Genomic DNA, 25992 nt, shown 5'->3' on the forward strand with positions numbered 1-25992 from the left:
TATTTTTTATTTACTCAATATTTCTCTCATCGTTCATGATAAATAGTCGACTAATCAATAGAATAAGAGGTGAGTAACGAAGTACTAACATCTGAGGATCAAACATACCATGTATTGCCATAATTCCTATACAAGCTAGTACGATATCTCTTCTTTTTAATTTAAAATAGGATACTACTCCTGTCAAAGCTGGTAACATAAATAAAGCAACCAATAAACCATCAATAACAAGTAGCTGAACAAATGAGCTATCAATGAAATTATAATCATTTGAAAAATTACCAAAAATATCAAATGTTTTAAATGATATTGGTTTACCTAAAATTGAAACCCCAAAATTATGAAATCCTTCTACACTCAATCTAAGGCGATTATGGGTAAATTTATCAGTCAAATGGTACAACACACCTGTTGAATAAAAGCAAAAATATAATATTATCATTAATGCTAACGTAAAACAATGATTCACTATCTTAGTTAACCAACTATTATCAATAATAAAATCTTTCTTAAATATCTTATTACTAAAAAAAGAATAAAGTATTATGAGAACACTCAAATAAAAAGGACTAGTTGTCCCTGTCTGTTGGAACATATAGATAGTGAGTATCAAAAAAGAAGTTAGCTCAAGGTATGATATTTTTCTTCCTTTGTACATCATATAACTACATATTGCAAAAAATGTCCTCTGAGAAGCAAAAGATACATAATTAAAACCTAAACTATAGCGATATCCACCATTAGCATTCATATACATATTAGAAATAATACCAAATTTACTAGAAAAAATCGTTATCACTAACACTGAAAAAGATGCATATGAGAAAGTTTTTAATAACTTCTTAAAATCAATATCTCTAGCTGAAGCAACTAGTAAAAGAACTGTAATATCTAGCAAACCATCCCTGTTTTTAGATACGATTAGCATAGATAATATGAATAATATAAATAGAATCATTTGTTTTAAATGATACCTAAAATAATTCATCGTATTTGAAAGATTAAATAATTCTTTTATAAAAACTACAGCAATAGTAGAGTATAGAGATAACCGATAAATCAATAATGCTCCATCTAACCTAACAAAATATGTAGTAGTAATTAATGAAGAAACTATAACCCACATAAATAAAGTTAATAGATAAATCTTTTCCGATATAAAGCGAGTACCATTCACTTATACTTTCCAAACCTTTCCATGTTTTTAATAAATCGAATACTCTAACAAACATTTCTATTATTTTTTCTTATTGACAAAACTCTGTATTCTCTTCAAAAGAATTACTATCGTATATAGTTTATTTTTTAACAAGATACGCATAAGAATTTGTAATTTAGAAGAAGAGCTATTTATTAGAGTATTTATATCGTCAATACTACATATCTTGCCAATAATTTTTTTCTGAGTGTTTATAGATATCTTTTGTAGCACTATATTCTGTATATTACTCATTAAAATACGTGATTTAAGTTCATCAATAAATACTTGGTCTGATTTTCCCCATTTAGTCAATAAGAATTCAATCTGGGATAATTCCTCCAACTGATAGATAATCCGCTGAGGATTATACTCCCTCATTGCAGAACCTTTCCTTCCAGATATATAAACATAGTAACAATTTGTAGATAAGATAAGATTCTCAACTAGATCATATACTTTTAGATTAAATCGAACATCTTCACCTAGTTCATGTTCTGAAAAAGCCAGATGATGATCTGCTAAGAAATCTCTTCGATATATTTTGTTCCAGACCGTATACATCATAGCAGTCAAAAATAGTTCTTTAAAAAGAACAATAAAAGTATCCTTATCAATAATGCCATTATAAGGTAAGACATTTGTGGTTCTTTTCAATTCCGTTAATTTTTTTTCCATCGAATGATGGTAGCTAAACACAAGTAAATCTACTTTAGAGTGAAGTTTATTTTCCATATCAGCAAATAGATTACCAACCAAATAATCATCTGCATCCACAAAGTAAACAAATTCACCTTTGGCCTTTGAAAGTCCAAAATTTCTTGCTGCACCTACTCCATCATTGGGAATATGATAGGCAGTGATTTGGGAATTTTTGTCGGCGTAATTATCACAAATCAGACCACTTCCATCACTTGAACCATTATCAATTAGTAATATTTCTAAGTCTTTATACTCTTGGATGACTATACTATCTATACATCTTTTCAGATACTTTTCTACGTTGTATACAGGTATGATTACTGAATATTTCATAATTTCCTCTAAATTATTTTTCGAATGTTCCCTTGTATTCTAAATGTAAATTTTAATAATCCCAAACGATGCAATAAATATTTTCCAAAATTCGGTTGATTCTTCATTTTAAATAGCGAGATTTTATTTTTCATCAATTCTTGCTTTATTTCTTCTAAAATATTAGCATGCTTTTTATACAATGTTGACTTATACAAACTCGATAAAATATGAGTTAATCCATCCACGTAATAAAGATGTAATATTTCTAAATCCTGATCATCAAGTCTTGAACGAACAAAATCTGAATAAAACTGTTCCTTATAAAAGCCAAACATATCACAAAATTTTTGCTCATTCCAAGATTGTGTTATTGAATCCGGATTGTTTATTAAGTAATAGTAATATTTTTGATTCGTAGCATAAACTTCCTTGGAAGTAAGAAAAAGCTTATAGTTAATAGCCAAATCTTCATAATACTGTCCAAACGGGAATTCAATGCCGTTATTAGTAAATAATGACTTCCTATAAATTTTATCATTAGCAAAACCCGTAATGTGGGAGTGCTTAAGCATTTCAATATAGGCACTTTTACCCGATAGTTCTTGAATTTTTTTAGGTTCTGGATTAATCAGAGCATCCTCCCCTTTTACAAATTCACGATTAAAAGAAATGATGTCAAATCGTTGAGTTTCAATGATGTTTCCCAATTCCCTAAATGTATTTGGTTCAATCCAATCGTCCGAATCGGGGAAATAAACGTACTCTCCTCTAGCATAAGCAATTCCAACATTGCGAGCATCCGATAGACCACCATTTTCTTTATGAATAACAGAAACAAAATCATAATTTTCGGCATACTCATCACATATATGAGGTGAGCTATCCATACTTCCATCATCAACAAGTAAAATATCATAATTTTTCCATCCTTGGATAAGGATGCTTTCGATACAACGTTTTAAATATCTCTCTACATTATATACTGGTATAACAACTGTTAACAACACTTCTTGTCTCATCATCTCATCCTTAATTTATGGCGAATAAAATTAATCGTCCACTTTTCTCTTTTAAATTTCTTTAAAAATGTTTTTTCTATATGTTCCCAATAGAATTTATTTTGAGTCAATCTCTGAATTTCTTCAATTGATAACCGTTGTCCTAAAACCAAGCGATTTGGTACAACATAAAATTCTTTTGAATTTATAAATTCCGGACAATCAATCAATCGCTTCTGAAAGTGAACATATAATGGATGTTTCACCTTAACCTGATTATCTATTAATTCAATGGACTCTAATCCCTCTTTTTCCGACCAGTAATAATAGCGTTGAGTTTTACCCTCACCGTAGTTTCTAAATGAAAAATTTGCAATATCAAGATCATCAAAATAATTCTTTTGTAACTGTTTTAAACAAGTTTTTTCAAATAGTTTTTGAATTCCTCTCGCTTCATCAAAGATAAAAGTTTGTTCGCTAGTAAAAACATTGCGGTAGTTTAATCGATAGCCTAAATCAATTCCAGTCATGAAAACTGTATTGACCTCTTCAGTATTCTTATAAATTTGAAGGTGTCCTAAAAGACCATATCTAGCATAATTTTTCGTAAAAAAGTCATTCTCTTCTAAAAAGTGATAAATATCGCCTAATAAGACATCTGTATCACAGAACCCCCAGTAATCATAATTCTCTAGTTCTTCTTTGAAAATGAAGCCATACGCAACTTTATAATCACATAATTTATACGGAGTGTCTAGAGAAATTTTAAAGTCAAATTTCGATTGAATCTTTTTCTTTAACGTATCAAAGGAGATATTTACACATGAGATATTCTGTGCATTTACTTTTGAAAATTGTTCAACCTTCTGATCGGTATAAATCAGAAAATCTATTCTTTTGTTACGTTTCGCAGTTAATAAAAAATAAGGAAAAAATTTTGGAAGGCGTCCAAAATAAGGAATAATAATCTTTATTTTTTTCATTTTGACAAATCCTCTCCACCCTTATTTAACCATGTCACTACATTGAAATAGCGGTGGTAGGTTTTCAAATCAATTCCAACATGTCCTTGCTTCTCAGCTAATTTAAAGTGGACCAATGAAAGTAAGTCACTATAATTCTTTGAAGAGAAAATAACCTTGCTTTCGTATGGAAGTTCTTCAAACTCTTCCATCAACTCATAAGTACAAGCATCATTATCATTAAACTTGAAATATAAATTATCCCAATGAATTCTTTCCAAACGACGTTGCCATTTTTGACTTGCTTCTTCTTCATCAGAATAATGCAAAAAATGAAGCTCAATATCATCAAGAAGTGCAAGAGGATATGTATTATCAAAGTTTTTAATATATTTCGATTCCTTAACAAATTTTAAGGAGATATTTCCACTCAAATAGTATTTAATATTTTTAAGCATCTTGATGTAATCAGGAGAAAAAACAAACATCCCAATAAAGGGAGTCTGATAGGGTAAACCTAACTCTTGGTAGACTTTCCCAGCCCAACAATTATCACTGATAATAGTGAACTGTTTGTTTTTTAATCTTCTCCTAGGAATAAAATTAATGATGGGATAGACAACTGGTTTTAATTTATTCTTAATTGTTTCTTTTATCATTTTTATAACTCTTATACAACTCCGAGAAGTTCTTGATATAACTCTCCAAAGAAAACAATTCTCTTTGTCTTTCTACTGATGCTTGGCCAAATTGATTTCTTTTCTCAGGATTCTCCACCAATTCTTGAATGAATTTTGATAGTTCTGCTGGTTGATTTGGAGTGGCCAGTAAGCCATTTATACCTTCCGCAACCATTTCGCAAACACCACCATGACGGTAACCAACTACTGGCTTGCCGCATCCCATCGCCTCTAGTACCACTGTCGGTAGTGGATCGGGATTGGTACTTGGTAAAACAAAGATATCAAACATATTATAAAGCTCAGTTGTATGCTCATAATAGTCAATTCGTTTGATTTGAGAGGCTACACTTGATTTGGCAATCTTAGACTCGAGCTCATCAACTCGCCACTCTTCACCCGCAAAGGCACTTCCTGCCAGAAAAGCGATGGCATTGGGATTCTGCTCCAAAATCGGCGTCACTGCTTCTAGAAAATCTCCTTGTCCCTTCCAAGCGTTTACGCGACCAACCATACCAATGACAAGAGCCTCTTCTGAGATAGCAAATTGTTCACGCACTGTGCTTGCTTGCATCGGATGATAGACCGCATTGTCCACTCCGTTATAGATAACCTGGACCTGCCCTTCTTTGATGAAGGGAGACTGATTGACATGGCTGGCAACAGCTTGAGATACTGTTATGATTTTATCCGCATAACGCCCCATCAAGAAGTTGATAAAATCTGAAACGGCCTTGGGCTTGACAATAATCTCATGAACATGCCAGATCAAGGGAAGTTTTACTTTTCTCTTGAGATAGATCCCTTCCAGAACGGCTGTCGTATTGTTATGAACAAGAACTATCCCATTCTCACGCACATATTGGGCGATTTTTTGAGAGTAGTGACGATAAGATTTCAGATATTCAAAAATCCCCTTAGGATTAAAGTATTTTCTACGTAAAATTGGATAATCCAACACGCTGACCTGAGCTCCAACCTGGCGCAAAGCTTCGACTAAAACACCGTCATTTGGCAGGAGGACGTGAGCTTCAAATTCTTTGGGATCCAATCCTTTGATCAATTCCAGTAAAACCTTGTCTGCTCCATACATTTCTGCACCAGCATGCAAGTATAAAATCCGTTTCATTCTCTATCCTTTAAACACTTCTTCATAATCTGACACAATCTTTTCCCATGTAAAAGCTGAGAGGATTCTTTGGCTTGACTTAAAATCCAAGTCAGTTATTGCTGCCTGATCAAATCCTTCAACTTCCTCAATGACGCGTGCCAACTCGTCTTTTTTCCAATAAATAGCCCCGTCTTCACCAACCTCACGGTTAAAGCCAACATCTAGCAACAAATTCAGTTTTGTAGATGCTAGAGCTTCCAGTAGAGAAGGGTTGGTCCCTCCAACCTCATGCCCATGGAAATAGGCAAAGGCATGCTCACGAATGTACTTGAGCAACTCTTGGTCATAGACAGTCCCAACAAATTTAACCCTAGGATCTTTGTCAAAACCAGTTTCCTGTAACAACTGGTCGTAAAATTTATTTTGCTCCACATTTGTGATGAGGACAAAGTCCTTCTTAGACTTGGACTTGACAAATTCACGAATCATAGCTTCGTAGTTGTTTTCAGGGACGAATCTCCCCACCACTAGATAATAGCCATTTTCACTGACTCCTTTTTCCTGATACCAATTCCGGACTTTGGTATCTTCTGCTTGCAGTCTTGAAGGAGCAGTATCCGTTCCATAGGCAATATAGGTGGTCTTTGGTTGATACTGTTTATAGTCCTCTAGGATATATCTTTCGATATTTTTGCTATCACATACCAATAAATCAGCATGCTTGACCATGAGTTGCTCTGAGAATTTCCAGTACTTACGAACTGGCAGGCTCCATTTTGCTCGTAGCCATTCATGACCATCTGGATTTACCAGCAACCGTCCACCGATCGCACGAATCTTTTTCTTGAGACCAGAAATAAAAGGCCCGATGCGACAAGCTAAAATGTAAAAAATCGGAGCCTCGTCCTTGTTTTCCTTAGCCAATTCAATAGCCTTGTTGACCGCCGCAATATCGTAAGCGATGGCACGAGCCGGTCCAATATTGGGTACATCGATGTTAAAACAAATGGCTCCATTGTGCTCAAACTGGTCATCCATGATGCCAGATTTAGCTGAATTTTCACGCATACAAGCAACATAGTATTGTATGTTGCTGTCTTTTTGATATTCGGTTAATTTTTCAACAAAGGTTTCAAATCCTCCATACTTAGCAGGAATCCCCTTTGAACCAATAATATAAACTGACTGTTTCATTTCTCTCCTAACAGGTTGAGGGCAGAAATCACTTCGCCCCTTCTCTCATAAATACCACTTTAACGGTCTTTAACAATATTTCAATATCTTTCCAGATAGTCCAATCATCAATATAAGCTACGTCCAGCTTGACAACATCATCAAAGTCCGTGATTTTACTACGACCACTCACCTGCCATAGACCAGTAATTCCAGGCTTAAAACTAAGACGACGTTTCTGTTCAGGAGTATATTTTTCATACTCATCAACTGTTGGGGGACGTGTCCCAACCAAACTCATATCTCCCATTAAAACATTCCAAAACTGAGGGAGTTCATCTAGACTGGTCTTACGGATAAATCTCCCTATCTTTGTTATACGAGGATCATCATCGACTTTAAACATACCACCTTGCATGGTATTTTGTGCAAGGAGCTCTTGTTTCTTTTTCTCAGCATCCACGCACATAGATCTAAATTTATAAAAAGTGAAATGTCGACCATTTTTTCCGATACGAGTTTGAGAAAAAATAGCGGGTCCGCCATCTTTTCGAATCACCGGAACCAAAACAATACTCACCGATCCACAAATAAGTAGTCCGATAATCGAACCTATGATATCAATGAAACGTTTAGCAGTGACGTGGCTTGTCTTATAAAATTTTGTAGAAAACGTAATGACATTCAAACCTGCCATTCCGCGAATCTTTTTATCGCTACCTAGATAGTTATTGAAAGCATTCAGGTTGACTGTCACGTCAATTCCCATTGTTTCAAAAAGAGAGATGAACTCCCCGATGTCGTACTCTTCACTTGGTAAATTGATAAAAACTTCATCAACAACTTCATGGGTAGCAAAGTCTAAGATGTTATCTGCAGGTACAATGGTTACGGATGCATGCTGAAAATTAGGCTGATCCAAAACACTGACCGCCACCAATTCCCAAAAAATATCTCCCGACTCTATCAATCTATCCACAACTTTCTAAACTCTGGATGTCGCTGTTATCAAGAATATCTTTTTACTCCCCTTGAAATTTGGAAAGATACGTCTCCTATAGCGTTTAATACACAGATTCAACAAATACAACAAAATAGAATGTATTGTCAAAAAATAAATCATGCCTCGTCTAGAGATACCAAAACGATCTTCTAAAAAGAAGTTTGAAATACTGATGGCTAAAGCAAAGAAAACGATATATTTTGTAGTGCTGATAAACTCAGCTAAATAACCCCTTTTAAAAAAATCACGCTCATAATCACTAATGTTAAAAACAACAAAATGCAGAATGAACAAGATGATAACAGAGGTGTTCACAATCTCTGTTTCTCTAACAAAACTAAGTAAATAAGCTAATATAACGACAAGAAAACTCTGGATTGCCGCCAAAGTAATCTTCAATCCTTTTTCTTCCACAATATCTTCCCCAAGCTATCTCTTATTTTTTACCGTAAGAGCCATAAGCTCCATATGATCCATATTTTTCAACCGAGGTATTCAATTTATTCAGCACAATTCCTAAGAACGGTTTGCTTGTCTGTTCCAATTGCTCTTTGGCTTTTTGAATATCACGTTGGTTTGTTTCACCAGCTGCAGTCACCAAGATTGAAGCATCACATTTCTGAGTGATGATAGCCACATCGATCACAACCCCGATAGGAGCGGTGTCCACAATGATGTAATCGAAGTACTTGCGCAAAGTATCAAGCATAGTCTTAAAATTCTCACTTTGCAACAAAGCTGTTGGATTTGGGGAAACGGTACCAGCTTGAATGACAAACAAATTTTCAACATCCGTATCACATAATCCTTGTGATAAATCTGTTGTTCCAGATAAAAATTCTGTTAGTCCCGTAATCCTTTCACGCGATTTAAAAATACCTGACATGACAGAATTACGAATATCGGCGTCAATTAAAAGCGTCTTATATCCAGCACGCGCAAAAGCCCAAGCAATATTGGTAGAAGTAGTTGACTTCCCTTCCCCCGGTTTTACTGATGTAATGGAAATAACTTTTAAGTCATTCCCACTCAATTGTATATTGGTACGAAGCGCATTGTAATATTCCTCTGCTTTTCTTGCCTGATTCAATTTTTTGTGTGCGATTTCTAACGTTGGCATTCTTCTCTCCTATTTCAATTTATCCAGATTTGGAACAACTCCTAATAATGCAATTTGCATGACATCCTCAACGTCTTCTGGTCGTTTAACCCGTGTGTCTAGGAGTTCAATAAGAATAACAGTAGCAATCATCACAACTGCTCCAGCAAGAAATCCAATCATGGTATTACGACGAATGTTTGGTGAAGATGGCGAGGTTGCTGGACGAGCCTCTTCGAGTGTCGTCACATCTGAAACCCGTGTAACACTAATAATCTTTTGAGCTGCAACCTCCCTCAATGAGTTGGCAATACGACTTGCTTCTTCAGGTGCACGATCTGTAACAGAGATAGATACGATACGTGTATCAACCGGAACTGTTACCTTAACTTTTTTAGTCAAATCCTTTAGAGAAAGATCCAGTTTCAAATCCGTTGCAACTTTCTCCAAAACGTCTTGCGAAAGAATAATTTCGCGATAGTCTTTAACCAAGTAAGATCCTGCTTGCAAATCTTGGTTTGTTGGCCCTGACTTATCTCCCTGATTACGATTAACTACATAGATACGTGTCGTACTGGTATATTCAGGTTTTACGATAAAGCTACTGTAGGCAAAGGCTACTACCCCAGTTACGATCGCTACCAGTGCAATTAGAAATTTCCGTTTCCAAAGAATTTTAAGCAATTGAAACACATCAATTTCCATCATATTTTGTTCTTTCATTGTTTCTCCTAAATCAATTGATCCATTATTATTTTTCGTGGGTTATCTTTGAAAAGTTCCTTCGCCTTATCTTCGCCATACTTTTTAGCAATGATATCATAGGCTTCTTCCATATGAGGTGGTCTACGATCCAAATTATGCATATCGCTAGCAATGACATGAACTAGATCACGTTCCAAGAAATACTGAGCTCTCTTTTTCATGAATTTGTAGGTTTCTCCAAAGAGTTTTGGTTTCAAGACATGAGAACTATTGACCTGGGTATAGCACCCCATATCAATCAGTTCCCGAACTCGCTTTTCATTATTTTCTAGAGCATCATAACGCTCAATATGGGCAATAACTGGTGTAATCCCTAACATAAGAATATTGATCAGTCCTTTATGTATATCTCGATAGGGTGTATTCATACTAAACTCAATCAAAGCATAGTGACTATCATTAAGGGTTGGAATCAATTTCTTTTCCAATTTTTCGACAACATCTGGCGTATAGTATATTTCTGCGCCATAAACGATGACAAGGTCATCTGCCACCCCCTTGGCCATTTCGCGAACTTTCAAAAAGTTAGTTGCTATTTTCTCTTCTGGTGTCTCAAACATCCCTTTCCGGCGATGAGACGTGGAAACAATGGTCCTGACCCCTTGACTATAGGCTTCTCTTAAAAGGCTTTTACTCTCCTCTATCGACTTCGGACCATCATCCACATCAAAAACGATGTGTGAATGGATGTCTATCATGCTACTTCCCCTCCATCACATCCTTGATAGCTGCCTTGGCTGCAGCCAAGCTACTTTCATCAATTTCCATCATATAAAGGTTGCTATCTGGCATAGCGTAGGATGGAAGATCCGTTCTACCAGTTCCTTTTAAGTCTTGGGAATTAACCTTATACTGACCACCACTATCCAACTGTGTATTAATCAAGTCCATCATGGTTTCCAAAGGCATATTAGTCTGAAGAGAGTCTTGCAATCCTTGAATAATGTTGTCATAATTCTTTAAAGCCTCTGTCGAGGTTAGCTTCTGAATGATAGCAACAATGACTTTTTGCTGGTTCCGACCGCGATCGCGGTCTCCATCCGCTAGAGAGTAGCGTTCGCGGACAAAACCAAGGGCTTGTTCCGAGTCTAGATGGACATTCCCAACAGGAAAATGGTACTGCCCATGCAAAGAAGTGAAATCTTGGTCATTATAAACATCCACACCACCTAGAAGGTCAATCAATTTCAAGAAAGAGGTGAAATTCAAACGAACATAGTAGTTAATATCAACTCCATATAGGTTTTCCAAGGTATGAATTGATGAGTCCACTCCATAAATCCCTGCGTGAGTCAATTTATCCTTTTGATTATTTCCTCCGTCCGCAATCGGAACATAAGAATCTCGAGGTGTTGTAGTGAGAAGGATTTTCTTGGTATCTCGATTTACAGTCATCAAGATGTTGACATCTGAACGTGAAACGGAACTGATAGGTCCGTAAGTATCAATACCACTAATATAAATATTAAAGGATTGATTCTTAGATACCTTTGGTGCCGCAACATCCTTGGTTAGTTTTTTCGTATAGATTTTCTTAATCTTCGAAGCATAATCTGGATACTCCGCTTCAATGATGTTTTCAAAGACACTGTTCAAGACAATCGCTTTCGCATCACCTGAAATCAAGCTCTTATAGGCTGCTAAGTAAGAAGCACTCTGCTCAACTGTCAAGTCTTTACTCTGTGTCGTCTTAATATCCGCCACCAACTTTTGGATATTATCATTATCTGTTTCAGTCGGACCTGTTACACTATCCAACTGGGTAACGTTGTTGATTTCACTATCTTTTAAAACCACAACACTCATCGAATACTCTGAGTAGTTTGATGTCGCATTGATGTGATTGGTCAAACCTACAAATTGGTGCAGAGCAAATAGCGAGACCGAACTAGTCAACACCGCAAGTACCAAAAAGAAAATAGTGAACTTTTCGGCTTTCTTATATACTATCAAAAGTAGAGCTGCGATAGCAGATAGTAAAACTAGAACTGTAGCTAAGATATTGAGATGCCTAAAGGCCAGGATATTATGTCTAAAAATTAAGAACAACAAAGAGCCACTCAATAATAAATAAATGGCTAATAAAGCTATATTAATACTTCGTTTCACATTTCCTGAACGATTTCTCTTTGAACGTCTACTCATGGCAATCCCCTATACACGTTAATAATTATGATTATTATATCACAATCATGAAAGAAATTCCATCCATTTCTGCTATTATCAGCGTTTTCATTCATTTTTTCTTAGCTATATTTTGAATTTATGACTTTCATTAACGGAATCCTTGATAAAACAAAAACAAGGCCCCTTATTATGGGCCCCATTTCTGTTTTTATTTGATATGATTTTCAAACTCTTTTTGGCTCTTTTCGATAGCCTTTTTACTCTCTTCTTCCCACTTAGCCTTGGCTTCGTCAAATTGTTTCTTGGTAACAGGGTTCTTTTGCAATCTCATGTACTTATAATTATTTCCGTCACCCTTGATACCCACTAGGGAGTAGGCACGTGTAAACGGAGTTACCTTAGTTACAGAGGCTGTACCGCCATTTGACATAGCAGACATGATTAGAGAATTGTCAATCATCCAAGCTTGGGCTTCAGCGTATTTTTCATAACGCTTAGCGACATCTTTGTTCTCGGCATCTGCTTCTTTCAGGAGTTGTGTATAGGTATCAAGCCCCAAACTCTTGATGAGCTCTTGGTCTTCCTTGGCATCAAGACCAAAAATCTTGAGATAGAAGCCGGTTTCAGCATTGAAGGGATCTAGATAAGTTGATGGATCCTGGTAATCACCAACCCAACCATCAAAGTTTAGATCGTAGTCACGAGCTGCTGGATTTGGTGCTAGGAAGGCAACATTCCCAAAGTCATCTGTAGAAAGCTGTTGAACATCAATGACGATATTGTCAGAACCTAGTACTGTTTCAAGGGTTTGTTTAACCGAGTTCATACCAGAAACCGCATTTTTATTCGTCTGATCAACAGGGACATCCAAATGGATTGGGAAAGTCACGCCTTGAGCTTCCAATTCCTTTTTAGCTTCTGCAAATTTTGCTTGGGCCTTTTCCTTGTTAAAGTAAGCATCTTGAGCGTCTGCAAAATTGATACCTGACCACTCAGTTCCATAGTTTACAAGTTTAGAAGCTGTCACTTCTCCAAAGGTCTTATCTTCCACCTGGACAAATGTTGGTGGAACTAGAGTATTACGAAGGGTCTTGCTTGCTGCTTCTTCACCGTTAGATTGAGCAGAGTAGGCTGTTCGATCAATACCAAAGTTGATAGCCTGACGGAAATTTTTATTTAAGATAGCTGTTTGAGCTGATTTCTTTTGTTCGTCCGTTGTTTTAGCAGTATGATTATAGGTTTTGCGGTTGACGTTAAAGTTAAAGTACCAAGATGTCTTGTCTTGTAGGCTATAAACGATATTGTCTTGGTATTTTTCTTTTGTCTTGGCATAGTTCGAACTATTTGGATAGACTCCCGCAATTGAGTAGGCACCATTTTCAAAGTTTCGAATGGTCATCTCCTGATCTGACCCATCAAAGTAGGCTAACTTAACTTTTTCAATAGTTACTTTATCATGGTCATAATAGTGTGGATTCTTCACATATTCGATTGAAGATTTTGATGTGAAATCTTTTAACAGATACGGACCATTATAAAGGATACTGTCTGGTGTCAAGGTACCAAAGTCTTTATCCTTTGATTTCAAAAACTCTTCGTTGACTGGGAAAAGGATACTATTGGTTGTTTTTGAATTCCAGTACGGTTCTGGTCGAGTTAAAGTGTACTCGACTGTGTAATCATCCAATGCTTTGACACCAACAGTTGAAAAGTCATTGGTCACACCCGTCACATAGTCATCTAATCCCTTGATTGAATTTTGGATCAGATCCATGGCTTGCCCCTTGTTGTCCGCGGCATATTTGATCCCAGTGACAAAATCCTGAGCCTTGACTGAAGCATATTCCTCACCGTCAGCTGTATACCACTTGGCATCTTTTCTGAGCTTGTAGGTATAGGTCAAACCATCCGCTGAAACAGACCAATCCTCCGCAAGAGCAGGTACGAGGTTCCCATAGCTGTCATTTTCTAACAAACCATCTACGAGATTGGTAATAACGGCAGTGTTATCTGCATAATAATCTAGAAGATAGTTAAAAGTTGTCGGATTCGCACTAAATGTTGATGAATAAGTGCTAGTATCTGTGTTGGACTGTCCACATGCAGAGAGCAAAATCCCTGTAGCTAAGACAAGACCTGTCCCGATTAATCTTTTTTTCATTTTGATCATCATCCACTCCTTTATGTCACTTTTTATAACATAACCATATTTTATCAAATTTATTCAAAAATGTAAAGTTACCGCTTTTATGACAACTGGTGTCTCAAAACAAAAAAGGAAGCACAGTTTCCTGCAACTTCCTTTTCTGTTTATAGATTACTTGACGTGTTTTTCAAGTTCTTTTTGGTATTTGGCATTTGTTTCGATTTTTTCTTGTTGCCATTTCTTGAAGGCTTCTTCGTATTCTTTTGCAGTCACAACGTCCTTTTGTAACTCCAATCCTTTGAACACAAATGGGTCTCCCTTGATCCCGACTTGAGAGTAGGCTTTTGTAAATGGTACAGTACGGCTAACCGTTGGAGAACCACCTGAAGAGGCAACCGGAATCAAGAGCGAGCTATCCGATACCCAAGCTTGAGCTTTGGCGTATTTTTCATAACGCTTATTAAGGTCGCTGGTTTCAGCTGCAGCATCATCCAAGAGTTTCTTGTATTCGTCCAGTCCAACCTGAGCCATCACTTCTGGATCTTTTCCGCGAGTAATTCCCAAGTGTTTAAGGGCAGAACCCTTCTTGGCATCAAGAATATTGAGGTAGGTAGCTGGGTCTTGATAGTCTGGTCCCCAACCAGTTCCGTTCAAGTCATAGTCTTTTTGGGATGGAACTTTGGCTTGAGACGTAATGCTCATTTTCTCATTATCGGTCATTTGAAGGACATCGACAATGACATTTTCAGTACCAAGTGATGATTCGATAGACTGCTTGAGTGAGTTAGTTTGTTGAACCGCGATTACATCTGTTTGTTCAACCGGGATATCCAAATGGATTGGGAAGGTAACACCCTTAGCTTGCAATTCTTCCTTGGCTTTAGCAAAGGCTGCCTTAGCTTTTTCAGGACTGTAAATCGTATCTTTGCCATCTGTAAGGGCTACATCTTTCCACTGGTCTCCATATGAAACGAGCTCTGCCTGTGCCAACTCTCCAAAAGTTTTTTCACCTACTTGAACGTAGTCATGAGGTACTAGGCTGTTACGGATAATCTTGTTCGCGCCTTCTTCACCATTCAACTGAGCAGTGTATGAGTGACGGTCAAGGGCAAAGTTCAGCGCCTGACGGAAGTTCTTGTTGAGAAGAGCTTCTTTCGTTGAAGTTTTTTGAGCCTCGTCTGTTTTGGCTGTTTTATTATAAGATTGGCGGTTTACGTTAACAGTAAGGTAGTAGCTTGTCGCTTCTTGTGGACTGTAAACAATCTTATCGCCGTACTCTTGTTTAGTTGACTCAAAGTTTGAGCTTGTTGGGAAGAGACGAGCTGTTGTATAAGCACCTTGTGTAAAGCTACGAATCAAGGATTCTTGGTCTGACCCATCGTAGAAGGTTAGTTTAATATTGTCAATCTTAACATTGTCCTTATCCCAGTAGTTTGGATTCTTTTCATATTCAATGACTGATTTTGAAGTCAATGATTTCAAGAAATAAGGACCATTATATAGGATACCCGATGGGGTTGGTGCACCATAGTCGCTCCCTTTAGAATTCAAAAATTCTTCATTAACTGGGAGCATGGTTGCAGTTGTGACCTTAGAGTTCCAGAAACTTTCTGGTTTGTTGAGCGTGTATTCTACCGTATAATCATCAATAGCCTTAACTCCTACGGTAGAGAAATCATTGCTCTCACCACTAACATACTCTGCCAAACCTTTGATAGAATCCTGAATCAAAGAAAGACCATCTGATTTTCCGTCAGCAGCATGTTTAAGCCCAGTAACAAAGTCTTTGGCCTTAACTTCAGCGTATTCTTCTCCATCAGAAGTATACCATTTTACACCCTTACGAAGTTTGTAGGTGTAAGTCAAACCATCCTTTGAAACAGACCAGTCTTCTGCAAGCGACGGAATTAAGTTCCCATACTTGTCATTTTCCAAAAGACCATCAACAACGTTTGCTATAACGTCAGAGGTTGAGCTCTTGCTCGTCACACTATAGTCCAAAGAAGATGGATCCATAGCGTAGACATAAGAGAATGTCTTGGGAGCATCCGCTTTCTTTTCACTTTGCCCACAAGCAGTTAACAGTAGGGCTGCACTCAAAACAGCACCTGCTCCTAAGAGCCACTTTTTCGATTTCATAAGTAATCTCCTTAAAGATAGTGTTTTCACCATTATACCCTATTTTTTCATAAAAGCAAGGACTTTCGCCAGATTTTTTAGAAAATTCTAACAAATGTTTTTTAAAGATTTTTCTACACAATTTTTAGTAAAAAACCTCAAGCTTCAAAGTCTTGAGGTTCCCTTATTTTAATCCGTTAGTTCCACACAGAAAGCATCCCATGGAGCTAAGGTTTGTTTTTCAACTGCTTCTTTAGCAGTAGTGTTTTCAATCAAGATCGACTTAACTCTTCCTTCTACTGAAAAGTTTTGTTTTTCATTGGACAAATTAGCCACGACCAGGAAGCGACGGTCACCGTCCTTACGGATATAAGCAAAGACCTTATCAGCCGTATCGAGTAATTCAAAATCAGCTCGAATCAGCCAGCTATTTTCCTTACGGATTTGAACCAACTTCTGATAGGTATAGAAAATAGAATCTGGATTTGCCAGTGCTTCTTGAACGTTGATTGCTTCGTAGTTTGGATTAACTGCCAACCAAGGTTGACCTGTTGAGAAGCCAGCATTTTTGCTTTCATCCCATTGCATTGGGGTACGGGCATTATCACGACTAATGACACGGATGCTGTCCATGATTTCTTCAATCGGAACGCCTTTTTCAAGAGCTTCACGCGCATAGTTGAGGGATTCAATATCTTCTACTTGGTCCAGTGTTTCAAACGGATAGTTGGTCATCCCAATCTCTTCACCTTGGTAGATATAAGGCGTCCCTCTCATGAGATGAAGCAGGATTGCAAAGGCTTTGGCGGATTTTTCACGGTATTCTTGGTCATTTCCCCAGATAGAGACGATGCGAGGAAGGTCATGGTTGTTCCAGAAGAGGGAATTCCAGCCGTCTTCAACTCCTAACTCAGTCTGCCATTTGTTGAAAATTTCTTTTAATTTCCCTACATTTAGTTCTTTTTGATAGTGCCACTTAGGTTGCCCTTCCTGATACTGAAGACAGATATGCTCAAACTGGAAGACCATAGACAATTCTTGACCCTTTGGATCAGAGTAGAGCTTAGCAATCTCGGGCGTTGCTCCCCAGGTCTCCCCTACTGTCAAGAGATCCTTATCTCCAAAGGTCGCCTGATTCATTTCCTTGAGATAGGGATGGAGCATGGGACCATTATTAACCACCTTCTCATCAGGAATTTTCCCAATCATGTCAATAACATCCATACGGAAACCGCCAATGCCTTTATCAATCCAGAAGTTCATCATCTCGTAAATTTTCTGGCGTAGTTTTTCATTCTCCCAGTTGAGATCAGGCTGTTTCTTGCTGAAAAAGTGAAGATAGTATTGACCTGATTTTTCATCGTATTCCCAAGCAGACCCACTAAAGATAGACTCCAAATCATTAGGCTCATCTCGCCAGATATAGTAGTCACGTTCAGGGCTGTCAGGATTTTCACATGCCTCGACAAACCAAGCATGTTCATCTGAGGTATGATTGACCACCAAGTCCATGATAATTCGAATGCCACGCTTCTTAGCTTCTGCGATGAGTTGGTCCATGTCCTCCATGGTTCCGAAAATAGCTGCAATCGCTTGATAATCGGCAATATCATAGCCATTATCATCCATCGGACTGTCATAAACGGGAGAAAGCCAAATCGCTGTGATTCCTAACTTAGCTAGATAGTCTAACTTACTAGTAATTCCTGGTAAATCGCCAATCCCATCTCCGTTGCTATCCATGAAACTCTTTGGATAGACTTGATAGACTACGGCATTATGCCACCATTTTTCTTGCATCTTCTTACCTCATTATTTTAATAATCTATAGTCTATGATAGCGCTTTTTTAAACTTAGTGCAAGCGTTTGCTCAATCTTTTTGATTTCTTTTTTAGCTCCGTAGTTTCCTAACTCCCAATTTTTTATTATAATAGAGGTCAGAGGTAAAAAAATGAAAAAACAAGCTTTTAGTTCTGAACAATATCTGAATCTACAGCGCGACCACATTTTGGAGCGCATTAACCAATTTGATGGCAAGCTCTATTTGGAGTTTGGTGGCAAAATGTTAGAAGATTTCCACGCTGCTCGTGTACTTCCTGGTTATGAGCCTGACAATAAAATCAAGCTCTTGCAAGAATTGAAAGAGCAGGTTGAGGTTGTGATTGCCATTAATGCTAGCAACATCGAACATTCCAAATCACGTGGTGACTTGGGTATTTCCTATGACCAAGAAGTTCTTCGTTTGATTGACAAATTCAATGAGCTGGGAATTTTTGTTGGTTCGGTTGTCATCACACAATACGCTGGCCAACCCGCTGCAGATGCCTTCCGCAATCAGTTAGATAAAAACGGGATTGATTCCTATCTTCATTATCCAATCAAAGGATATCCGACTGATATGGACCACATCATCTCTCCAGAAGGCATGGGAAAAAACGACTACATCAAAACCAGTCACAACTTGATTGTCGTAACCGCTCCTGGACCTGGTTCTGGAAAATTGGCCACTTGTATGTCAAACATGTACCACGACCAACTCAATGGTATCAAGTCTGGTTACGCTAAATTTGAAACCTTCCCAGTCTGGAACCTTCCCCTTCATCATCCAGTCAACTTGGCCTATGAGGCTGCCACAGCAGACCTTGACGATGTCAACATGATTGACCCCTTCCATCTCCAAACCTACGGAGAAACCACTGTCAATTACAACCGTGATATCGAAATTTTCCCAGTACTCAAACGTATGTTGGAACGCATTCTCGGTGAATCTCCATACGCTTCACCAACAGACATGGGTGTCAACATGGTTGGCTTCGCTATTACAGATAATGAGGCTGCTATCGAAGCCTCTAAACAAGAAATCATCCGCCGTTACTATCAAACAGTTCTTGACTTCAAGGCTGAAAAAGTCGGGGAATCTGCTGTCAAGAAAATCGAGTTGCTCATGAACGACCTCGGTATCACACCTGCAGACCGTCAGGTTGCTGTCGCTGCACGTCAAAAAGCTGAAGAAACCGGCGGGCCTGCCCTTGCTCTCGAATTACCATCTGGTGACATTGTCACTGGTAAAAACTCAGAACTCTTTGGTCCTACAGCTGCCGCCTTGATCAACGCCATTAAGAAATCAGCTGATATCGCTAAAGAAGTAAAACTAATCGAGCCTGAAGTTGTCAAACCAATCCAAGGCCTTAAAATTAACCATCTCGGTAGTCGCAATCCACGCCTGCATTCAAATGAAATTTTGATTGCGCTAGCCATCACAGCTATGGAAAATCCTGATGCTGCGCGTGCCATGGAAGAACTTGGCAACCTCAAAGGTAGCGAAGCCCACTCAACCATCATCTTGACAGACGAAGACAAGAACGTCCTTCGCAAACTAGGTATCAACGTAACCTTTGACCCATTCTACCAATACGATCGCTTGTATCGAAAATAAAGAAAAATTCTCTTTCTAGCAAACTAGAAAGAGAATTTTTTCTTTAGGAGAAATAACTTAATTTTTAATTGATTCGTAATGGCTCAGCTGGCACTGTTAAGTAATAAGTTGCAGTCAAGCTTGCTTCACCTTGATTGACAAAAATCTCGATGGAATTTTTATCTAGAATAACTTCCAATTCCTTAGCTTCAATATCTACATATCGTCGGCTTGTATCCTGTTCTTCTTCCCCACGAATCTCTTGAGCAATATGGCTACGATCAATGTAAACTTGCTGCGCCTTACTATCATAACCAAATTCAAGATAATCTGTATCATTTCCTAAGCGGTAACGGCAATCTTTATCTATTTGGATTTGATATTGGCCTTTTTTAATAGGGAATTGTCTTAGTTTGCCATCTTCCAATCGGAGAATTCTAGGCACAGTCATGACACCAGCCCACTTGTGACCCTGATCATGAGTTGGAAGTGTACGCCCCCACATCTGCATCCAAGCAATCATAATACGACGATTTTGGTCATCTAACAATGTTTGAGGCGCATAGAAGTCCTGACCATGGTCGATTTCTTCTACTGTCTCAGGAATGAACTGTTTAGCTGCCCAATCTACCTTACCTGTAACCAAAACTGAAGAATTGATATTGTGGTAAGAATCACCCTCACGTTGATAACGCATTGGTGACATAATGATACAGTCTTTTCCATCTAACTCAAAGTAATCTGGGCATTCCCACATAAAGCCTTGGTGTTCTACCCCTTTTAAAAAGATGGATTCGAACTGCCATTCTACTAAGTTATCGGACCCTAGTAGAACGACACAGCCCACATTATCTTTATGTTTGGCAGCTACTACGGAGTAAAAGTGTCCATCTTTCTCAAAGAGTTTTGGATCACGGAAATCAGCAGCGATTAGCTCATCTGGCAAATCTGCTCCTGTTGCAACTGGATTTTGAGAAATCTTTTCAAAGTGAATCCCGTCGTCTGAAAATGCCATATTTTGCACTTGTCGGACACCGGTTTCTTCTTCGATGTGCCCAGTATACATGAGCCAGAGGCGATCGTCTTTGACGATAGCTGATCCTGAGAAGCAACCATTGCGGTCGTAGTCTTGGTCAGGAGCAAGTGCCACCGGCAAGTGCTCCCAAGTCACCAAGTCCTTACTTTTAGCATGACCCCAGTGCATTGGTCCCCAGACACTATCATAAGGATAGAACTGATAAAAGAGATGGTACTCTCCACGAAAATAGACAAATCCATTTGGATCATTGATCCAGCCAATCTCAGCTGAAAAATGTTCTTCTGGCTTAAATTGATGATTAACAAGATGTTTATTTTCTGCTATAAAACGATTGGCTTTTTCTACTGTAAATGTTCTATCAACCATAATCAACCTCTAGTTCTTATTTGCTTGATATTGATCATAGTATTTTTGCTTGATAGTGAGGTAGTCTGAAAGTCCGTATTTTTCAAGTTCTTTCTTATAGTCTTCCCACTCAGTATCAATATTGCCATTGACAATCCATTCAGCTCGTTTACGGTAGATATAATCATTCATATCTGCCTCGATGTGGGCAATCTTGTCCAAATCTTCCTGAGTCATGAAGGCTCTCGGATAGTTATTATCATTACTCATGTAAGGCACATAGTATTGTTTGATGAGATCTAAACGCCATTTGGCATCATCTGGCATAGTTGTCACTTTACCATAGTAAGAGTCCAAGATAGCAAGCGGCCCACCAACTTCAGTTTTTTGACGAAGTTCTGCTGGTGCAGTTCCGTTTAGTGGCAAATGTTTGAGGCTGTTAGTTGCTTGGTCAAATTCAAAGATATTTTGTTGCTTGTCATCTCCATAAGTTCCCCAGTTGTTTTGAACAGATTGAAGAGGTGCGTATTGGGCATCAATCCATTTAGCTGTCAATTCAAGGTTTTTGTTGACACTAGTGATGACCATCTTATCACGCGCAAATCCCATACCATTTGTACGAGCTACATGTTTTTGACCACTTGGACCAGCAAGGACAGGTAAAACATCATAGCTATCATTGCTTCCTGTGACATTGTTCTTGTCCCACGTGAAATAAACACCGTATTTTTGATCATGACCTTTAGCAATATAACCATTCCAATCGTGTTCAAAAGCTTCCTTATCAATCAAGCCTTTTTCTTGCAATTGACGGATGAATTTCACACCTTCTTTATAGTCATCGTTATCTGCTGTAAAGTCAACTTTCCCATCATTTCCAACTACGATATGATCATCGTTATCCCCGACACCAAAGGCTCCAAAGAGGAATTTAAAGTCTTCATTTCCGTTTCCACTGATAAAAGTAAATGGAATTTCGTCTGCTTCACCGTTCCCGTTTGGATCTTGCGTTTTAAACGCTTCTAAGACTTTGATAAGTTCATCAGTAGTTTTTGGCATTTCAAGCCCAAGTTTTTTAAGCCAATCTTTGTTAATCCAGGCCATATCGTTAACACTGTGGATAGACTCTTTGCCAGATCCAAGTTCTTCAATCCATGGGAACGAATAGATATGTCCATCAGGTGCTGTCATCAATGCCTTATATTCTGGATTTTCATCCATAATTTTTTTTAGATTTGGCATGTATTTTTCAATTAAATCTTCAACTGGAATGATAACCCCTTTCTTAGCCCCCAGTTCATCAAGTCCACATCTGAAGCACCGTCATTGTGGATAGCGTCTGGCAAATCACCACTAGAAATATCCAGGTTTCTCTTTTCTGCAAAATCTGATTGGTAGTTGGTCCACTCAATATGAACCCCTGTTTCCTTCTCTAAACGTTGCAAAATCAGCTTTTCATTTGGGTCTTTAGGAGCTAGTGGTGAGCTAGCAGTCATAAATTTCAAGGTTTTTGTTTCTTGAAGTGGGAATGTTACGCCCTCCAACTTATAATCTGGACTAGAAGCTGTATTTTTAGAGCCACAGGCTGCAAGCACCGCTAAACTAGCTGTCAACAAAACTGCTGATTTTGAGAATGTTTTGAATTTCATGATAAAACTCCTTATTTTTTTCTATTTTATTAACCTTTAAGTGAACCAGCCATAATTCCTTTATCAAAGTATTTTTGGAAGAATGGATACATAACGATCAATGGTAAGCTTGAAATGACAATGGTTGCATATTTGATCAATTCAGCCAAGCGTTTCATTTCATTCATGGCTGCCTGCGCTCCAATCATGTCCTGACCTGGTTGGCTTTGAATGAGAATTTTACGAAGAACCAGTTGCAATGGTTCCAAGTTTGGATCCTTGATATAAATCATTGCATCAAAGTATGAGTTCCACTGACCAACAAAAGCGTAAAGAAAGAGAACGAACATAATTGGTTTTGCAAGAGGAAGCATGATTTTAAAGAATATCTGTAAATCATTTGCTCCATCAATGACCGCAGCTTCAACCAATTCTTCAGGCAATCCTTGGAAATAAGCTCTAGCAAGAATAATATTCCAAACATTGATTGCACCTGGTACGATAATAGCCCACGGGGTGTTGAGCATGCCCAAATCTTTTACCAATAAGTAAGTTGGAACCAAACCTCCACCAAAGAACATGGTCACAATAAGGAAATAGTTAATCCAACGACGCCCTACTAAATCTTTTTTAGATAAAGGATAGGCAGTGAATACCGATAGTAAGACTGTCAACGTTGCAAAGCCAAAAGAATAGAGCAATGAGTTAATAAAGCCTTTTAGAATGGATTGGTCACTAAATACACGCTGATACCCTTCTACTGTCCAGTCCGCTGGATTAAAACTAATCCCCCTACTAACCAAAACTTTCGGATCCATAAAGGATGCCACTACGATATAAAGTAAAGGAAGCAAGGTAATCAAAACGATAAAGACAATAATGATTTTGTTTAAGAGCAAGATACGTCTATCAAATTTTGTATCCATGATCGAATTTTTCATGTTTTCCTCCTTAAATTCCTTCACCATTATTCATACGTTTAACGATTTGGTTAACAGCGACTAGCAAGACCACATTAATCACTGCATTAAACAAACCGACAGCTGTTGAGTAAGAATAATCTCCCGACACAAGACCAACTTTATAGACATAGGTTGAGATAATTTCAGATGTTGGAAGGTTTAGAGATGTTTGCATCAAGAAGGCCTTCTCATAACCGACATTCATAATGCCACCTGCCGCCAAGATAAACTGGATAACCATGATTGGCTTCAAAGCAGGAAGGTCAATATGCCAGATTCGTTGGAAAATATTAGCACCATCAAGTCTAGCGGCTTCTACCAAGGCAGGATCGACGTTCACCAAGGTCGCTGTATAGAGTGTCGAAGCCCAACCCATTCCTTGCCAGATACCACTAAAGATATAGAGCGGACGGAAGAAGTCTGGATCCGTTAGAAAATCCGCTTTGATACCAAACATAGAAAGAAAGCTATTGATTGGTCCTCCAACTGAAAAGAAGAGGAAAATCATTCCGACAATAACAACTACAGAAATAAAGTTTGGAGCATATAGAATAAGCTGAATCCGTTTCTTAACTTTTTCACTCAAGAGCTGATTGAGCATAATCGCAAGTATAATTGGTGGTAAAAAACCAAGCAACAAGCCATAAACACTCAATTTAAGAGTATTAGCCAACAAGATTCCAAAGTTGGGTGAAGACAAAAATTTTGTGAACTCAGAAAATCCTACCCAGTCACTTCCCATAATTCCTTTTAGGGGATTATAATCTTTAAAGGCTATCAAAACACCATACATAGGAATGTACTTGAAGATAAATGTCAAAACTAAACCGGGGACGGTCATCAATAACAAGAGTTTCTGTTTCTTGATTCGTTCCCAAAGAGAAACTTGCTTCGCTTTGCTATTCATAGCAACCTCCTTTTTGAAACGTTTCAATTTTGTTTCAGAAAAGATAGCGCACGGCGCTCTCTAATCATTATTTGAAACGTTTCAATTTTGTTTTAAAAAATAAATCTCTTTTATTTGACTTCATTTTAACATTGATAGCGTTTTCTGTCAAGACTTACTTTTATTTTTTTGTTGTTTTTCCTTTAATAAATGCTACTGGTAAGATTGTCTGTAAATTAACAGTCTTTCCATCAAGAATATCAAACAAAATACGAACAGCTTCTTTTGCCATTTCTTCCAAAGGTTGTTTAATTGTTGAAAGTAGATACTCTCGACTCTCAGCCATTTTTATCCCATCATATCCAATGATTTGTACATCATCGGGGATATGTTTACCATTTGACTCTAGTATTTCAATAACATCTAAAGCTGCAAAATCATTAATGGCAAAAATTCCGTCTATGGAACGATTTTCTGCCAAGAATTGTTCTAACTTTCCGTGATAATCTGCAACGGTTTCATCTAGGTCAAAAATACTAAAGAGTATGTTTTTTTCTTGGACATATTTCTCAAATGAAGTCCTACGTCGTTTAGTTTCATTAATGGTTGTATTGTGTCCACCTACAAAGGCCAAATGCTGACAGCCTTTTTTAATTAGTTGCCTCGCAGCTTCTCGTCCACCTGCATCATTATCAGAAGATACACACGGGATCTCAAGATCTGAGTAGGTACGGTCAATACTAACAAAGGGAATTCCTGAAGTTAGGTAGTTCTCAATTGGACTATAGGTAATGGCAACAATTCCATCAACCTTATTATGACGCAACATCTCAAGATAGTCTTGCTCTCTATTTGTACCATTTATTGAACATAAGAGTAATTTATTATTTCTCTTATACACTTCATTTTCCACATGCATGGCAAATTCAGAAAAAAATGGATGCCAGATACTTGGTACAATTAGAGCTATCGTATCCGTTCGGTTTCTTTTCATTCCTCTTGCATAGTAGTCTGGAATATAATTCAAGGTTTTAATCGCTTGTTCCACTTTTTTCAAGGTTACTTCTTTGATGCCTTTTTCTTTGTTGATCACACGTGAAACAGTCCCAACGCTAACTCCCGCTTCTAGAGCAACATCTTTCATGGTAATGGATTTTTTTTGCTCTACCATATTCTCACCTCCTTTTAATATATAGTATCATGCAAGCGTTTTTTTAGCAACTATTTCTTATAAATTCCCTCGTTTTCTAACTATCCTATAAGCAGTAATATGTCTCAACATCCCCCTTTATGATATAATGAAAGAAGAAAACTGAAAG

General features: G+C 37.8%; 19 protein-coding genes and 2 pseudogenes. 1 reads left to right on the top strand and 20 read right to left on the bottom strand.

Translation table 11 applies throughout. From position 1 onward, the window contains the following. Positions 1–10: 10 nt before the first annotated feature. From NMM25_RS06590 to NMM25_RS06660, 15 genes and pseudogenes are all read right to left on the bottom strand, one after another. Complete coding sequence (locus NMM25_RS06590; RefSeq protein ID WP_254736333.1) at positions 11–1177, bottom strand: polymerase; 1167 nt, start codon at positions 1175–1177, stop codon at positions 11–13. Positions 1178–1237: 60 nt separating this feature from the next. Further along, the gene (locus NMM25_RS06595) at positions 1238–2233 is read right to left on the bottom strand and encodes a glycosyltransferase family 2 protein (RefSeq protein ID WP_254736334.1); all 996 of its coding nucleotides are present in this window, start codon (positions 2231–2233) and stop codon (positions 1238–1240) included. Positions 2234–2241: 8 nt separating this feature from the next. Beyond that, on the bottom strand, positions 2242–3234 hold the full coding sequence (locus NMM25_RS06600) for a glycosyltransferase (protein ID WP_254736390.1): 993 nt from the start codon (positions 3232–3234) through the stop codon (positions 2242–2244). Beyond that, positions 3234–4196, bottom strand: coding sequence for a DUF6625 family protein (locus tag NMM25_RS06605; RefSeq protein WP_254736335.1), 963 nt, complete (start codon positions 4194–4196; stop codon positions 3234–3236). The genes NMM25_RS06600 and NMM25_RS06605 overlap by 1 nt, the downstream gene beginning before the upstream one ends. Continuing rightward, on the bottom strand, positions 4193–4834 hold the full coding sequence (locus tag NMM25_RS06610) for a DUF1919 domain-containing protein (RefSeq protein ID WP_254736336.1): 642 nt from the start codon (positions 4832–4834) through the stop codon (positions 4193–4195). The genes NMM25_RS06605 and NMM25_RS06610 overlap by 4 nt, the downstream gene beginning before the upstream one ends. Next, positions 4815–5984: a glycosyltransferase family 4 protein gene (locus NMM25_RS06615; protein WP_254736337.1), complete on the bottom strand. Its 1170-nt coding sequence runs from the start codon at positions 5982–5984 to the stop codon at positions 4815–4817. The genes NMM25_RS06610 and NMM25_RS06615 overlap by 20 nt, the downstream gene beginning before the upstream one ends. A 3-nt stretch (positions 5985–5987) precedes the next feature. Continuing rightward, positions 5988–7160, bottom strand: coding sequence for a beta 1-4 rhamnosyltransferase Cps2T (cps2T, locus tag NMM25_RS06620; RefSeq protein WP_254736338.1), 1173 nt, complete (start codon positions 7158–7160; stop codon positions 5988–5990). A 28-nt stretch (positions 7161–7188) separates the two neighbouring features. Further along, positions 7189–8556, bottom strand: a pseudogene (locus NMM25_RS06625) (sugar transferase). 22 nt (positions 8557–8578) lie between these two features. Next, positions 8579–9262: a tyrosine-protein kinase gene (locus tag NMM25_RS06630; RefSeq protein ID WP_254736339.1), complete on the bottom strand. Its 684-nt coding sequence runs from the start codon at positions 9260–9262 to the stop codon at positions 8579–8581. 9 nt (positions 9263–9271) lie between these two features. After that, positions 9272–9964 (bottom strand): capsular polysaccharide biosynthesis protein, encoded by a 693-nt coding sequence (locus NMM25_RS06635; protein ID WP_254736340.1) that lies wholly within the window; start codon positions 9962–9964, stop codon positions 9272–9274. Between the two features lie 8 nt (positions 9965–9972). Then, positions 9973–10704 carry a capsular polysaccharide biosynthesis protein Cps4B gene (cps4B, locus tag NMM25_RS06640; RefSeq protein WP_254736341.1) on the bottom strand — a complete coding sequence of 244 codons (732 nt, stop codon included), beginning with the start codon at positions 10702–10704 and terminating at the stop codon, positions 9973–9975. A 1-nt stretch (position 10705) separates the two neighbouring features. After that, positions 10706–12151 (bottom strand): LCP family protein, encoded by a 1446-nt coding sequence (locus tag NMM25_RS06645; RefSeq protein WP_254736342.1) that lies wholly within the window; start codon positions 12149–12151, stop codon positions 10706–10708. Between the two features lie 190 nt (positions 12152–12341). Beyond that, on the bottom strand, positions 12342–14303 hold the full coding sequence (locus NMM25_RS06650; protein ID WP_254736343.1) for a peptide ABC transporter substrate-binding protein: 1962 nt from the start codon (positions 14301–14303) through the stop codon (positions 12342–12344). Between the two features lie 147 nt (positions 14304–14450). Then, the gene (locus tag NMM25_RS06655; RefSeq protein ID WP_254736344.1) at positions 14451–16418 is read right to left on the bottom strand and encodes a peptide ABC transporter substrate-binding protein; all 1968 of its coding nucleotides are present in this window, start codon (positions 16416–16418) and stop codon (positions 14451–14453) included. Between the two features lie 168 nt (positions 16419–16586). Further along, positions 16587–18197, bottom strand: a complete 1611-nt coding sequence (locus tag NMM25_RS06660; RefSeq protein ID WP_254736345.1) for an alpha-glucosidase — start codon at positions 18195–18197, stop codon at positions 16587–16589. Positions 18198–18349: 152 nt separating this feature from the next. Between NMM25_RS06660 and NMM25_RS06665 the strand changes: the two genes are divergently transcribed. Continuing rightward, positions 18350–19834: a DUF1846 domain-containing protein gene (locus NMM25_RS06665; RefSeq protein WP_254725501.1), complete on the top strand. Its 1485-nt coding sequence runs from the start codon at positions 18350–18352 to the stop codon at positions 19832–19834. Positions 19835–19898: 64 nt separating this feature from the next. Here the strand turns inward: NMM25_RS06665 and NMM25_RS06670 are convergent, their stop codons facing one another. The 5 genes and pseudogenes from NMM25_RS06670 to NMM25_RS06690 form a co-directional block, all read right to left on the bottom strand. Next, positions 19899–21218 (bottom strand): glycoside hydrolase family 32 protein, encoded by a 1320-nt coding sequence (locus NMM25_RS06670; protein ID WP_254725500.1) that lies wholly within the window; start codon positions 21216–21218, stop codon positions 19899–19901. Between the two features lie 9 nt (positions 21219–21227). Next, positions 21228–22846 (bottom strand): annotated as a pseudogene (locus tag NMM25_RS06675) (ABC transporter substrate-binding protein). A gap of 29 nt (positions 22847–22875) precedes the next feature. Next, complete coding sequence (locus NMM25_RS06680; RefSeq protein WP_198459307.1) at positions 22876–23766, bottom strand: carbohydrate ABC transporter permease; 891 nt, start codon at positions 23764–23766, stop codon at positions 22876–22878. 10 nt (positions 23767–23776) lie between these two features. Continuing rightward, positions 23777–24694 (bottom strand): sugar ABC transporter permease, encoded by a 918-nt coding sequence (locus NMM25_RS06685; RefSeq protein WP_198459306.1) that lies wholly within the window; start codon positions 24692–24694, stop codon positions 23777–23779. A gap of 160 nt (positions 24695–24854) precedes the next feature. Continuing rightward, entirely contained in the window at positions 24855–25844 is a 990-nt protein-coding gene (locus NMM25_RS06690; protein WP_254725499.1) for a LacI family DNA-binding transcriptional regulator, read from the bottom strand. Between the last annotated feature and the right edge of the window lie 148 nt (positions 25845–25992).

Source organism: Streptococcus sp. CF10-1, from assembly GCF_024295825.1.
In the GTDB taxonomy this organism is placed as follows: Bacteria; Bacillota; Bacilli; order Lactobacillales; family Streptococcaceae; genus Streptococcus.

Excerpts from the sequence above, each read along its gene's own strand:
- NMM25_RS06665 (WP_254725501.1), top strand. The coding sequence starts at position 18,350 with ATGAAAAAACAAGCTTTTAGTTCTGAACAATATCTGAATCTACAGCGC.
- NMM25_RS06635 (WP_254736340.1), bottom strand. The coding sequence starts at position 9,964 with ATGAAAGAACAAAATATGATGGAAATTGATGTGTTTCAATTGCTTAAA.
- NMM25_RS06650 (WP_254736343.1), bottom strand. The coding sequence starts at position 14,303 with ATGATCAAAATGAAAAAAAGATTAATCGGGACAGGTCTTGTCTTAGCT.
- NMM25_RS06630 (WP_254736339.1), bottom strand. The coding sequence starts at position 9,262 with ATGCCAACGTTAGAAATCGCACACAAAAAATTGAATCAGGCAAGAAAA.
- NMM25_RS06595 (WP_254736334.1), bottom strand. The coding sequence starts at position 2,233 with ATGAAATATTCAGTAATCATACCTGTATACAACGTAGAAAAGTATCTG.
- NMM25_RS06645 (WP_254736342.1), bottom strand. The coding sequence starts at position 12,151 with ATGAGTAGACGTTCAAAGAGAAATCGTTCAGGAAATGTGAAACGAAGT.
- NMM25_RS06615 (WP_254736337.1), bottom strand. The coding sequence starts at position 5,984 with ATGAAACGGATTTTATACTTGCATGCTGGTGCAGAAATGTATGGAGCA.
- NMM25_RS06690 (WP_254725499.1), bottom strand. The coding sequence starts at position 25,844 with ATGGTAGAGCAAAAAAAATCCATTACCATGAAAGATGTTGCTCTAGAA.
- NMM25_RS06670 (WP_254725500.1), bottom strand. The coding sequence starts at position 21,218 with ATGGTTGATAGAACATTTACAGTAGAAAAAGCCAATCGTTTTATAGCA.
- NMM25_RS06655 (WP_254736344.1), bottom strand. The coding sequence starts at position 16,418 with ATGAAATCGAAAAAGTGGCTCTTAGGAGCAGGTGCTGTTTTGAGTGCA.
- NMM25_RS06685 (WP_198459306.1), bottom strand. The coding sequence starts at position 24,694 with ATGAATAGCAAAGCGAAGCAAGTTTCTCTTTGGGAACGAATCAAGAAA.
- NMM25_RS06605 (WP_254736335.1), bottom strand. The coding sequence starts at position 4,196 with ATGAAAAAAATAAAGATTATTATTCCTTATTTTGGACGCCTTCCAAAA.
- cps2T (WP_254736338.1), bottom strand. The coding sequence starts at position 7,160 with ATGAAACAGTCAGTTTATATTATTGGTTCAAAGGGGATTCCTGCTAAG.
- cps4B (WP_254736341.1), bottom strand. The coding sequence starts at position 10,704 with ATGATAGACATCCATTCACACATCGTTTTTGATGTGGATGATGGTCCG.
- NMM25_RS06610 (WP_254736336.1), bottom strand. The coding sequence starts at position 4,834 with ATGATAAAAGAAACAATTAAGAATAAATTAAAACCAGTTGTCTATCCC.
- NMM25_RS06600 (WP_254736390.1), bottom strand. The coding sequence starts at position 3,234 with ATGAGACAAGAAGTGTTGTTAACAGTTGTTATACCAGTATATAATGTA.
- NMM25_RS06680 (WP_198459307.1), bottom strand. The coding sequence starts at position 23,766 with ATGAAAAATTCGATCATGGATACAAAATTTGATAGACGTATCTTGCTC.
- NMM25_RS06660 (WP_254736345.1), bottom strand. The coding sequence starts at position 18,197 with ATGCAAGAAAAATGGTGGCATAATGCCGTAGTCTATCAAGTCTATCCA.